12 protein-coding genes are annotated in these 12869 nt (G+C 38.2%); 10 read left to right on the top strand and 2 right to left on the bottom strand.

What is annotated here, in order from left to right:
• Positions 1-155: 155 nt before the first annotated feature.
• Positions 156-1445 (top strand): SpoIVB peptidase, encoded by a 1290-nt coding sequence (spoIVB, locus tag NST91_RS09455; protein ID WP_341330924.1) that lies wholly within the window; start codon positions 156-158, stop codon positions 1443-1445.
• A gap of 283 nt (positions 1446-1728) precedes the next feature.
• Complete coding sequence (gene spo0A / locus NST91_RS09460) at positions 1729-2517, top strand: sporulation transcription factor Spo0A (protein WP_121447884.1); 789 nt, start codon at positions 1729-1731, stop codon at positions 2515-2517.
• An 83-nt stretch (positions 2518-2600) separates the two neighbouring features.
• Here the strand turns inward: spo0A and NST91_RS09465 are convergent, their stop codons facing one another.
• Entirely contained in the window at positions 2601-2747 is a 147-nt protein-coding gene (locus NST91_RS09465; RefSeq protein WP_309101019.1) for a YycC family protein, read from the bottom strand.
• 67 nt (positions 2748-2814) lie between these two features.
• Here NST91_RS09465 and NST91_RS09470 point away from each other — a divergent pair, with 67 nt between their 5' ends.
• Positions 2815-3543, top strand: coding sequence for a glycerophosphodiester phosphodiesterase (locus tag NST91_RS09470; protein WP_341333519.1), 729 nt, complete (start codon positions 2815-2817; stop codon positions 3541-3543).
• A 48-nt stretch (positions 3544-3591) separates the two neighbouring features.
• Here the strand turns inward: NST91_RS09470 and NST91_RS09475 are convergent, their stop codons facing one another.
• Positions 3592-3855 carry a DUF2627 domain-containing protein gene (locus NST91_RS09475; protein WP_099351839.1) on the bottom strand — a complete coding sequence of 88 codons (264 nt, stop codon included), beginning with the start codon at positions 3853-3855 and terminating at the stop codon, positions 3592-3594.
• A 173-nt stretch (positions 3856-4028) separates the two neighbouring features.
• On the opposite strand from NST91_RS09475, the gene NST91_RS09480 reads away from it, so the two are divergent.
• From NST91_RS09480 to NST91_RS09510, 7 genes are all read left to right on the top strand, one after another.
• Positions 4029-5750 (top strand): sigma 54-interacting transcriptional regulator, encoded by a 1722-nt coding sequence (locus NST91_RS09480; RefSeq protein ID WP_341330925.1) that lies wholly within the window; start codon positions 4029-4031, stop codon positions 5748-5750.
• Positions 5751-5908: 158 nt separating this feature from the next.
• On the top strand, positions 5909-6814 hold the full coding sequence (yqiS, locus tag NST91_RS09485) for a phosphate butyryltransferase (protein ID WP_341330926.1): 906 nt from the start codon (positions 5909-5911) through the stop codon (positions 6812-6814).
• 34 nt (positions 6815-6848) lie between these two features.
• On the top strand, positions 6849-7946 hold the full coding sequence (bcd, locus tag NST91_RS09490) for a branched-chain amino acid dehydrogenase (RefSeq protein ID WP_341330927.1): 1098 nt from the start codon (positions 6849-6851) through the stop codon (positions 7944-7946).
• Positions 7947-8048: 102 nt separating this feature from the next.
• Positions 8049-9173, top strand: coding sequence for a butyrate kinase (gene buk / locus NST91_RS09495; protein ID WP_440273434.1), 1125 nt, complete (start codon positions 8049-8051; stop codon positions 9171-9173).
• Between the two features lie 182 nt (positions 9174-9355).
• The gene (lpdA, locus tag NST91_RS09500) at positions 9356-10777 is read left to right on the top strand and encodes a dihydrolipoyl dehydrogenase (protein ID WP_341330928.1); all 1422 of its coding nucleotides are present in this window, start codon (positions 9356-9358) and stop codon (positions 10775-10777) included.
• An 80-nt stretch (positions 10778-10857) separates the two neighbouring features.
• Entirely contained in the window at positions 10858-11853 is a 996-nt protein-coding gene (locus tag NST91_RS09505; RefSeq protein WP_341330929.1) for a thiamine pyrophosphate-dependent dehydrogenase E1 component subunit alpha, read from the top strand.
• Between the two features lie 12 nt (positions 11854-11865).
• Complete coding sequence (locus NST91_RS09510; RefSeq protein WP_341330930.1) at positions 11866-12849, top strand: alpha-ketoacid dehydrogenase subunit beta; 984 nt, start codon at positions 11866-11868, stop codon at positions 12847-12849.
• Positions 12850-12869 lie beyond the last annotated feature (20 nt).

The following is a 12869-nucleotide window of genomic DNA, read 5'->3' on the forward strand; positions in this document are numbered from 1 at the left end:
GGTAGCTTTTTTAATCTCGAAGTGGTTATAAATGTGGCCTTGAAAGGCCAAATTATAGAATGTAGCCATAAAAACTTTATTAGTGAGTCAAGTCACCTCTTTTAGTAGTGGTTTGATTTATGGCGTGGGATAGGAGCGAGGAGAGTGAAAAATAAATGAAAATAGATAAAATTAGATATATAATCGGTACATTTCTCCTTGTTTCAATAATGGCTTTAGGTTTTTATAAGCCGGTAAAAGAATATTTAGAAATTCCATTACAACTTACTTTGTTTGAAGGCCAAGATTTTACAGTCCAATCCTCACTACCAGTCACAACAACTACTAATAATGCCAATTTTGCCTTTTCATCAGCGGTGGAGAACAAACAAATCTCAGTTGCTGCAAATGAAAGCGGTGAAGGTGAGATGATGGTTGAATTAGCAGGTATTCCCGTAAAAAAGGTTAATGTAAATGTTTTATCTGATTTTAAGGTGATACCTGGCGGACAGTCAATAGGTGTTAAACTCAATACACTAGGTGTTTTGGTTGTTGGGCATCACCAAATCGAAACAGCAGATGGGAAAAAATCCCCAGGTGAGATTGCTGGAGTAGAGGTTGGCGATATTATTAAAGAGATTAATGGTAAGAAAATCGAAAAGATGAGTGATGTTGGACCATTTGTTCAAGAATCGGGTAAGACAGGAGAACCGTTAAACCTTGTAATTGTTCGCGACAACGAAGATATAAAGGCAAAGCTCATGCCATTAAAGGATAAGAACGATGAAGCTTATCGAATTGGTCTTTATATACGGGATTCAGCTGCGGGTATAGGAACTATGACCTTCTACCATCCGGAAACGAAAAAGTACGGGGCATTAGGACATGTTATCTCAGATATGGATACTAAAGAACCTATTGTCGTATCGGATGGCCAAATTGTTAGATCTACTGTTACCTCGATTGAAAAAGGAAGTAATGGTGATCCTGGTGAAAAGCTTGCGCGTTTTTCAGCAGATAAAGAAATTATCGGGAACATCAAACGTAATAGTCCATTTGGCATTTTTGGTGAATTAAATAAACAAGTGAATAATGGCATTATGGATAAGCCGTTGCCAATTGCACTTTCACACCAAGTAAAACCAGGGCCAGCGAAGATTTTAACGGTTGTTGAAGATGATAAAGTTGAGGAATTTGATATTGAAATTGTAAGTGCGGTTCCTCAAAAAATTCCTGCTACAAAAGGAATGGTTGTTAAGATAACAGATAAACGCCTATTAGAAAAAACAGGCGGTATCGTCCAAGGTATGAGCGGTAGCCCAATTATTCAAGACGGTAAACTAATTGGAGCCGTTACACATGTATTTGTAAATGACCCAACTAGCGGATATGGTGTTCATATTGAGTGGATGCTAAGTGAGGCGGGAATTGATATTTATAAAAAAGAACAAAAAAAGGCGAGCTAATGCTTGCCTTTTCTTGTTCATTTCTATAAAAGATATCGCCAAATTTTGATTCAGCTTATATAATAAATAGGGCATAAAGATTTTTCGACAAAACCCAAATTTCATCAATAAATATTGGCGTTTTTAGTCGAATACTTCAGTATAATGGAGAATAATTTATTTTTCAATAAAATTTTCCTATTTTTTTAAAAAATTAAAGGAATTCTTATTGCATTGTCGAATTCTTTCTTTAGAATAAGAATATATACAAATTTTCTGGATTTAAGCTTGAGGAGGAAATAGAGTGAAGAAAATTAAAGTTTGTGTGGTTGATGATAATAGAGAACTGGTTAATTTACTTGATGAATATTTATCAAGCCAAGATGATATCGAAGTATTAGGTGTTGCGTATAACGGTCAGGATTGCCTAAACATGCTTCAAGATAAACAACCAGACGTTCTCGTTTTAGATATTATTATGCCTCATCTAGATGGCCTAGCAGTATTAGAGAGGCTCCGTGAATTAAATCTTGAAAAACAGCCAAATGTCATCATGTTAACAGCATTTGGTCAAGAGGATGTGACGAAGAAAGCTGTCGATTTAGGTGCTGCGTATTTTATTCTCAAGCCATTTGATATGGAAAACCTTGCAAGTCGAATTCGTCAAGTAAGCGGAAAGACTGCCCCGATTATTAAACGTAATTCTGGAAGCAATGTTGTTCGTACGGAAAATAGTCCGAAAAATTTAGATGCGAGCATTACTAGTATTATTCATGAAATTGGGGTTCCTGCGCATATTAAAGGATATCTTTACCTAAGAGAAGCAATCTCGATGGTATACAATGATATCGAATTATTAGGATCAATTACAAAGGTACTTTATCCTGACATTGCAAAGAAATTCAATACAACTGCAAGCCGTGTTGAGCGTGCGATTCGTCATGCAATCGAAGTTGCATGGAGTCGAGGCAATATCGATTCTATTTCTAGTCTTTTTGGTTATACAGTAAGTATGTCAAAAGCAAAACCAACAAACTCAGAATTTATTGCAATGGTAGCAGATAAGCTCCGTCTTGAGCATAAAGCTTCTTGAGAGGGTAAGGAATAACTACAACTGAACTTATTATTTGTTATATGATAGAAAAACACCGTTTCCAAGAGGAAACGGTGTTTTTCTTATTTGTCTTCTTTTTCGGCTTTCTCCAGCTCCATCATTTTTTGTACAAGAATATGTTGTGGCATATGCATGATTTGCTCAATCGGAACATTTAGGGCTTTTGATAAACGGATTGCTGTTTCAGCAGAAATTTGCAATGGTCTCATATTTGGTTCTCCCTTTACTAAAATTACACTATAATGGAAGTATACCAAAAAAAGGAGAATATCAATGATGAAAACGAAAATTTTTGGTCATAGAGGTTCTGCCGGAACACACCCGGAAAATACAATGATATCGTTTAAAGAAGCGGCTAGGGTTGGAGCAGATGGGATTGAGTTAGATATTCAAATGACAAAGGATGGAGTCATTGTGGTCATCCATGATGAAACCGTTAATCGTACTACGAATGGAAAACATAAGGGCTGGGTTAAAGATTATACATTAAAACAAATCAAAAAAATGGATGTAAGCTACAAGTTTAAGGATAAGTATGGTTTTTGTGAAATTCCGACACTTGAAGAGGTATTTGATTGGGCAAAATCAAACCAGTTGCTAATAAACGTGGAATTTAAGACCGGGTTAGTTTCGTATAAGGGTATAGAAGAAAAGACCTTGAAGATGATTCGTGACTATGGTCTGGAAAATCGAATTGTTTTATCAAGTTTTAATCATTATAGCTTAGTTAAGTGTAGACGCATTTCAACTAAAATTGAACTTGCCATTTTGTATATGGAAGGTATTTATAAGCCGTGGGATTATGCAAAACGTCTTAAGACGAACGGCATTCATCCATATCACCAGACGATAAATAAGGAAATAGTTGAAGAATCGAAGCTGAATGGTATTGCTGTACGCCCTTTTACAATAAATGATGAGAAAAAGATGAAGCAACTTATAGATTTTGGTTGTTCCGCGATCATCACAGATTATCCGAAAAAAGCGTTAGCTTTAACAAAATAACAATGTAATAAATAAACATGTAAAAAATCCTGCTTATAAAAAGCAGGATTATTTATTTTGCTCGCCAGCAGGTGAACTTTCGTTTTGAAATTTTTCCTGAACTTTATTTCTTTTCCGGTCACGGTGTAAAATGAATCCGCCAATAAATGAGAGACCTGCTAAAAAGAAAATAAGGCCAATAATAAATTGTAGCATTAAGGATGGAATAGGGCTGTGTAAGACACCGAAAAACATATCCCTCATAAATTTAATTCCAACCCCTGCAATAACTCCTGGTATTAATAGCACTATTAGAGCTAGTATACGTTGCATATCAAAAATCCTTTCAATAAAAACGACCTATATATAAATGTAAGTCATTAATAAAATTTGTCAAGATGGAGAATTAAGGTTATTATATAAGTGTGCACTATTTTGCAAAGAGAGTAATGGGAGTATGTAAAATATTGCATGGTTTACATATTTGTTAGGGGGTGACTGTGGTTATGCAGAAAGTTATGGTCGATTTGATCTTAGATTCAACCCATGATGGAATGATTGTCATCAATATTGATAGCCAAGTCATCTTACTAAACAACAGTGCATCAAAGATGATTGGTGTCACGAAGGAAGAAGCAATTGGAAAACATATATATGAGTGTATTCCTGATAGCAGATTACCTGAAATACTTACGACAAGAGCCATTGAGGTCAACCAAGAATTCGTCCTGAAAAATGGACGTAAGATTATTACAACCCGAATTCCGATGGTCAATGAATCGGGGATGTTATTAGGAGCATTTGCTGTTTTTAAAGATATTACCGAGGTAGTAAATCTTGCTGAAGAAATTACAAATTTAAAAGAGATACAAACAATGCTCGAAGCAATTATTCAATCCTCTGAAGAAGCCATTTCGGTTGTTGATGAAGATGGAAGAGGAATATTAATTAATCGCGCATACACTCGGATCACTGGACTAGAAAAAGAGCAGGTAATTGGAAAACCCGCAAATGCAGATATATCTGAAGGCGAGAGTATGCACATGCAGGTTTTGAAAACAAGAAGAGCTGTAAGAGGTGCCCGCATGAAGGTAGGGCCTCACGAAAAAGATGTAATTGTTAATGTTGCACCGATCATTGTGGATGGAAAGCTTAAGGGTAGTGTTGGTGTCATTCATGATGTATCTGAAATAAGTCAATTAACATCTGAATTAAATCGAGCCAGACATATCATTCGTTCACTTGAAGCGAAATATACGTTCGACGATATCATAGGTTCATCTGAAGAAATGGAATTTGCTATTGAACAAGCAAAACTTGGTGCAAAAACTCCTGCTACGGTTTTACTTAGAGGAGAATCGGGAACGGGTAAGGAGTTATTTGCACATGCAATACATAATGAAAGTAAACGAAAATTTAATAAGTTCGTCCGTGTGAATTGTGCTGCTATTTCTGAATCGCTGTTAGAAAGTGAGCTTTTTGGATATGAGGAAGGAGCGTTTTCAGGAGCTAAACGTGGTGGCAAACGAGGTATTTTTGAGGAAGCGAACAATGGCAGTATTTTCTTAGATGAAATTGGAGAGATGTCCTTAAATACCCAGGCCAAATTACTAAGGGTGTTGCAGGAACGAGAGATAGTTCGAGTTGGTGGAACAAAACCAATACCAATTGATGTAAGAATTATTGCAGCAACGAATGTGAATTTAGAAAAAGGAATTGGCAACGGAACATTTAGAGAAGATCTCTACTATCGTTTAAATAAAATTCCGATTTATATCCCTTCATTGCGTATGCGAAAACAAGATATTAAACCACTAGCAGAACATTTGCTGCATAAAATTAATCAGGATTATGGTCGGACAGTCGAAGGACTAACTGAGGGTGCAATCAATTATTTGTATCAATATGACTGGCCAGGGAATGTTAGGGAGCTTGAGAATGTCTTAGGTAGAGCTGTAATCTTTATGAACTATCAGGAAAGACTAATTGATATAAAACATGTACAGCCATTACATAGTTTGAGTGAGAAGGCTCCTACCAAACAATTGTTAGCTGAGACTGAAATTAAGGATGTTCCACTAACGGAATTAGTAGAAAAATACGAAGCAGAAGTAATTGAAGAAGTATTAAGGTTAAATGGCGGAAATAAAACAGCAGCTGCTAAATCATTAGGGATTTCCCTAAGAAGCCTGTATTATAAGTTGGAAAAATATAATCTTGCAAATTAAAGCACGCAATAATTTGCAAAGTATGCAGGAATTTGCACAAAAATATTAAGAGAAAGTAAATGAAATAAAGCGCTTACAAAATAATATGTTGGCACGATAATTGCATAATAAAAAGGTGTAACAAAGGGAATTTTGATTGAAAAGAAGGTAAAGTTTAAATGAAACTTAGTGATCTTATTAATATTGCAGCCGAACAATCACAAGTGACCGTTGCAGTTGCAGCTGCTGAGGATGAAGAAGTACTTGAAGCTGTAGTAGAAGCCGTAAAAAATAAGCTTTCCCGATTTTTATTGTTTGGTAATAAAGAAAAAATTGAACAAATCCTTTCTTTAAAAGGGGGATATGAATTAGGACAAGAGGCAGTTGTTGTAGTAAATATCTCTTCAAAAGAAGAGGCGGCAGTGGCTGCGGTTAAAGCTGTACATTCAGGAGAAGCAGATGTGCTAATGAAAGGAAATATTCCAACCGCGACTATTCTAAAGGCAGTTTTGAATAAAGAATATGGACTGCGGACAGGTAATATCCTATCACACGTTGCTGTATTTGAGGTGCCAGATTACGATCGTCTTATCATCGTTACGGATGCGGCGATGAATATATCTCCGGAACTTCAGGAAAAGATACAGATTTTAACTAATGCCGTAAAAGTGGCAAATTCAATCGGTATCTCATTACCAAAAGTTGCACCAATTGCGGCCGTTGAAGTGGTTAATCCTTCAATGCAGTCAACATTGGATGCAGCAGTTTTAACCCAAATGAATCATCGCGGACAAATTCCTAATTGTGTCGTCGATGGACCGTTGGCGCTCGATAACGCTATCTCTATTTCAGCAGCAGTGCATAAAGGAATCGCGAGTGAAGTGGCTGGACAGGCTGATATTTTGCTAGTTCCAACGATAGAAGTTGGAAATGCATTATATAAATCATTAGTCTATTTTGCAAAAGCAGAAGTTGGGGCTGTTATTGCGGGTGCTCGTGCCCCAATTGTATTAACTTCTAGAGCCGATTCTGCAAAAAGCAAATTATATTCATTGGCATTGGCTGTTTGCTCTGCCAGTAAGTAATCAACTTTTAGTCAATCTTGGGAGGAACATACAAATGGAAATCTTTTCTTACATGGAAAAATATGATTATGAACAATTAGTATTTTGTCAGGACAAACAATCTGGACTAAAGGCAATTATTGCTATTCACGATACAACGTTGGGTCCAGCACTTGGTGGAACACGTATGTGGACATATGCTTCAGAGGAAGCTGCAATTGAGGATTCGCTCAGATTAGCGAAAGGTATGACCTATAAAAATGCTGCTGCAGGATTAAATTTAGGTGGAGGTAAAACAGTTATAATTGGTGACCCACGTAAAGATAAAAATGAAGAAATGTTCCGTGCATTTGGACGTTATATCCAAGGGCTAAATGGCCGATACATCACTGCTGAAGATGTTGGTACTACAGTTGCAGATATGGATATTATTCACGAAGAAACAGATTTTGTAACAGGTATCTCACCAGCGTTTGGATCTTCAGGAAACCCATCTCCGGTTACTGCATTTGGTGTATACCGCGGTATGAAGGCAGCTGCAAAAGAAGCATTTGGTTCGGATTCACTTGAAGGAAAGATAGTAGCTGTTCAAGGTGTAGGAAATGTGGCGTACACACTTTGTAAATACCTTCATGAAGAAGGGGCAAATCTAATCGTAACAGATATTAATAAAGAAGCAGTAGACCGTGCGGTAAGAGATTTTGGTGCCAAAGCAGTGGACCCTAACGACATTTATGGGGTGGATTGCGATATTTATGCTCCTTGTGCACTCGGTGCCACAGTAAATGATGAGACAATTCCACAATTAAAAGCAAAGGTTATTGCTGGGTCTGCAAACAATCAGTTAAAAGAACCTCGTCATGGTGACACGATACATGAATTAGGTATCGTTTACGCTCCAGATTATGTTATTAATGCTGGTGGAGTCATCAATGTTGCAGATGAATTATATGGTTACAACCAAGACCGTGCTCTTAAAAAGGTGGAACTCATATATGACACAATTGCCAAGGTCATTGAAATTGCAAAAAGAGACGGTATTCCTACCTACCAAGCTGCCGATCGATTGGCAGAAGAACGTATTGAAAGAATGAGAAACTCTAGAAGCCAGTTTTTACAAAACGGGCACCACATTTTAAGTCGCAGAAAGTAAAGGCTTGTAGTGGGGGAAGGCTTAAGCAAAGCTTTTCCTCCTTTTTACCTTCATTAAGATGCAAACATGAATGCAAAACAAACGAAGCACAGCCTTAAGCAGATGGAGGTTTCAATGTTGCAGGACAAAGAATATCGAATTCTCGTTATCAATCCAGGTTCGACATCAACGAAAATTGGCGTATATGATAATGAACTTTCGGTTTTTGAGAAAACGATTAGACATGATATATCAGAACTAGACGCATATGAAAATATCATTGATCAATATGAATTTCGAAAAACAACTATTCTTGAAACATTAGATAAAGAGGGTATAAATATTTCAAAATTAAATGCCGTATGTGGAAGAGGTGGATTGTTAAGACCAATTCAAGGTGGGACTTACAAAGTTAATGATGAGATGCTTCATGATTTGCGTATTGGTTACGCGGGCCAGCATGCCTCAAACCTCGGGGGTATATTAGCATATGAAATTGCATCTGGCTTAAACATACCTCCATATATTGTCGATCCAGTTGTCGTTGATGAGCTTGAGCCAATTGCCAGAATATCGGGCTTTGATTTGATTGAGAGAAGAAGCATTTTTCATGCATTAAATCAAAAGGCAGTCGCACGAAGAATTGCGAAAGATCTCGGAAAAAAGTATGAGGAGTTAAATTTAATTGTCACTCATATGGGCGGAGGGATTACTGTCGGTGTCCATAGACAAGGGAAAGTTGTGGACGTTAATAATGGGTTGCATGGTGATGGACCATTTAGCCCAGAACGTGCTGGGACAGTTCCTGCTGGAGATTTAATCGATCTCTGTTTTTCTGGTCAATATTTTAGAGAAGAAATCATGAAAAAGCTTGTAGGTCATGGTGGATTGGTAGGATATCTTGGTACTAATAATGCAATTGAAGTCGAAAAGATGATTAAACATGGTAATGAAAAGGCGAAATTAATTTACCAGGCAATGGCCTATCAAATCTCCAAAGAAATAGGAGCAGCAAGCGCAGCCTTATCTGGACGAGTAGATGCCATTATTCTAACCGGTGGATTAGCTTATGGAAATGAGTTTATTTCCGAAATTTCTAACCGTGTAAATTGGATTGCGGATGTCATCGTCCAGCCAGGAGAAAATGAACTCAGGGCACTGGCGGAGGGAGCATTGCGTGTACTGCAAGGGGAAGAGAAGGAAAAAGAATATCCAGGGAAACCACTTCAAACCCCGGTCTTAAAATAAGTGTTTAAAATGGAGGTTGAAAAGGACCGAGAAGTTCAAGGCGGCGCAGCTTTGAGTACCGGAACGTATGCAGTTAATACGTGAGGAACGGAGAAGCAAGACAACGCAGAAATTAGATGTGTCATTTTCGGCCGACTTTTTAAACATCATCTTAAAATAAGTGGAGCGAGAAGGTGAATATCATGTCAAAAGAATATGATTTAGTGATTTTAGGAGGCGGGACCGGTGGCTATGTAGCTGCCATTCGTGCCTCACAGCTGGGACTGAAAGTGGCAGTAGTAGAGAAAGGTAAGCTTGGTGGAACCTGTTTGCATGCAGGATGTATCCCAAGTAAAGCTCTGCTTAGAAGTGCTGAAGTGTATGCAACGACGAAAAGAAGTGAAGAATTTGGTGTTATCACAAAAGATGTTTCACTAGATTATTCAAAAGTACAGGAACGTAAAGCAAAAATTACTGAGCAATTATATAAAGGTGTTCAACATTTAATGAAACAAGGGAAAATCGATGTTGTTGACGGGTATGGTCGCATCTTAGGCCCATCTATATTTTCACCAATGCCTGGGACAATTTCAGTCGAAATGAATAATGGCGAAGAAAATGAAATGTTGATTCCTAAAAATGTGATTATTGCAACAGGATCTAGACCACGTTCTTTACCTGGACTTGAAATTGATGGGGAATACGTTTTAACCTCGGATGAAGCTCTTCAAATGGAGAGTTTGCCAAAATCAATAGTCATTGTTGGTGGAGGTGTAATAGGGATTGAATGGGCATCGATGTTGCACGATTTTGGTGTTGAAGTAACAGTCCTTGAGTATGCAAATCGAATTCTTCCAACCGAGGATCATGAAATTTCAAAGGAAATGCAACGGCTGCTTAAGAAAAAGGGCGTAAAAATTGTGACAGGTGCAAAAGTATTGCCGGAGACCCTTGAAAAAGGAGAAGGAATTTCGATTCAAGCTGAGCAAAAAGGCGAAATAAAATCTTTTTCAGCAGAAAAGGTTCTTGTATCTGTAGGCCGACAAGCAAATGTAGAAAATATAGGCCTTGAAAATACGGAAATTCTTGTAGAAAAAGGGTATATCAAAACGAATGAATATTTCCAAACGAAAGAGTCTCATATTTATGCAATTGGAGACGTAATTGGTGGTCTTCAACTTGCACACGTTGCATCCCATGAGGGAATTGTAGCGGTCGAGCATATTGCTGGTGAGAATCCGATGCCGATTGATTATTCACTGGTTTCTAAATGTGTATACAGTAATCCCGAAGTAGCGAGTGTTGGTTTTACAGAAGAGGAAGCGAAAGAAAAAGGTTACACAGTGAAAGTAGGGAAGTTTTCATTTAGAGCAATCGGGAAAGCCCTTGTTTTTGGTGAATCTGATGGATTTGTAAAACTTGTTGTTGATGAAGTTACTGACGATTTACTTGGTGTTCATATGATCGGGCCACATGTAACGGATATGATTTCAGAGGCTGGGTTAGCAAGAGTACTAGATGCAACTCCATGGGAGGTTGCACACACCATACACCCTCATCCAACTTTGTCTGAAGCGATCGGGGAAGCTGCTTTAGCTGTTGATGGTAAAGCCATACACGCATAATTTTGTTCTGTTTTTAATATTTTTTAATTAGCGGGCTTGTCCAACCTGCGAAAATAATGATTTTTTAAGGAGGTCTTTTCATGTCCGAAAATCGTCATCAAGCATTGGGGTTAAGTGATGATGCAGTTCTTGAAATGTATGAAACCATGCTTTTAGCAAGAAAAATAGATGAAAGAATGTGGTTATTAAACCGTGCGGGTAAAATTCCATTTGTTATTTCCTGTCAAGGTCAAGAAGCAGCACAAGTAGGTGCCGCATTTGCCCTTGAACGTGAAAAAGATTATGTGTTGCCATATTACCGGGATATGGGAGTGGTTCTTACATTTGGAATGACGGCAAAGGAATTGATGTTGTCTGCATTCGCAAAGGCTGAAGACCCAAATTCAGGCGGACGTCAAATGCCTGGTCATTTTGGTCAAAAGAAAAACCGTATTGTAACGGGTTCGTCTCCAGTTACTACACAAGTTCCTCACGCAGTAGGTGTAGCCCTAGGGGGAAGGATGGAAGGAAAAGATTTAGTTACTTTTGTTACATTCGGTGAAGGTTCATCTAACCAAGGTGATTTCCATGAAGGTGCGAATTTTGCAGCCGTCCACAAACTACCTGTTATCTTCATGTGTGAAAATAATAAATACGCTATTTCTGTTCCATACGAAAAGCAGGTAGCTTGTGAAAAGATTTCCGATCGGGCTATTGGATATGGAATGCCCGGTGTAACTGTCGACGGAAATGATCCACTTGAAGTATATAAAGCTGTGAAAGAAGCAGCAGACAGAGGCCGTCGGGGAGAAGGACCAACTTTAGTTGAGACGATCTCGTATCGTCTGACTGCACACTCATCTGATGATGATGATCGTGCATATCGTGAGCAGGAAGAAGTGGCGGAAGCAAAGAAGAATGATCCAATCCTCTCTTTTGCGGCTTATTTAAAGGAAGTAGGAGTTCTAGATAAGGAAAAAGAACAGGAAATCGTAGACCGTATTGCGAAGCTTGTTAACGAAGCAACAGACTATGCAGAAAATGCTCCATACGCGGAGCCAGAGCATGCTCTAAAATATGTTTACGCTGAACAGTAAGGGGGAAAAAGAATGCCTGTAATTTCATATATTGATGCCGTAACAATGGCAATTCGTGAAGAAATGGAACGAGATCCTAAAGTCTTTATAATGGGTGAGGATGTAGGAAAAAAAGGTGGAGTATTTAAGGCGACAAATGGACTATATGAAAAATTTGGGGAGCAACGGGTAATTGACACCCCTTTAGCTGAGTCAGCCATTGCAGGTGTTGGAATTGGTGCAGCAATGTATGGAATGAGACCTATTGCTGAAATGCAATTTGCAGATTTTATAATGCCTGCAGTCAATCAAATCATTTCTGAAGCAGCTAAAATACGATATCGTTCGAACAATGATTGGAGTTGTCCAATCACAATTCGTGCTCCGTATGGTGGTGGAGTCCATGGTGCACTTTATCATTCGCAATCCGTTGAAGCGGTTTTTGCAAACCAACCCGGCTTGAAAATTGTGATGCCATCTACCCCTTATGATGTTAAAGGATTGTTAAAGGCAGCTATTCGTGATGAAGACCCAGTTTTATTTTTCGAACATAAACGTGCCTATCGCTTAATTAAAGGCGAAGTACCAGATGATGACTATGTACTGCCAATTGGTAAAGCAGATGTGAAGCGTGAGGGTGACGATATTACGGTTATTACGTATGGCTTGTGTGTGCACTTTGCTTTGCAGGCTGCAGAGCGTCTTGCAAAGGATGGAATTCAAGCCCATATTCTTGATTTGCGTACCGTATATCCGCTTGATAAAGAAGCCATTATTGAAGCAGCTTCTAAGACGGGCAAAGTCTTACTGTTAACAGAAGACAATAAAGAAGGAAGTATAATAAGTGAAGTTTCCGCAATCATTGCTGAAAATTGTTTATTTGATTTAGATGCACCAATTAAGCGACTTGCTGGTCCAGAAGTACCTGCCATGCCATACGCACCAACAATGGAAAAATTCTTCATGGTGAACCCGGATAAAGTCGAAAAAGCAATGAGAGAGCTTGCGGAATTCTAAATTTGCGCAGAATATTATTC

This window comes from Ferdinandcohnia sp. FSL W7-1320, assembly GCF_038050315.1.
Taxonomy (GTDB): domain Bacteria; phylum Bacillota; class Bacilli; order Bacillales; family Bacillaceae_L; genus Ferdinandcohnia; species Ferdinandcohnia aciditolerans.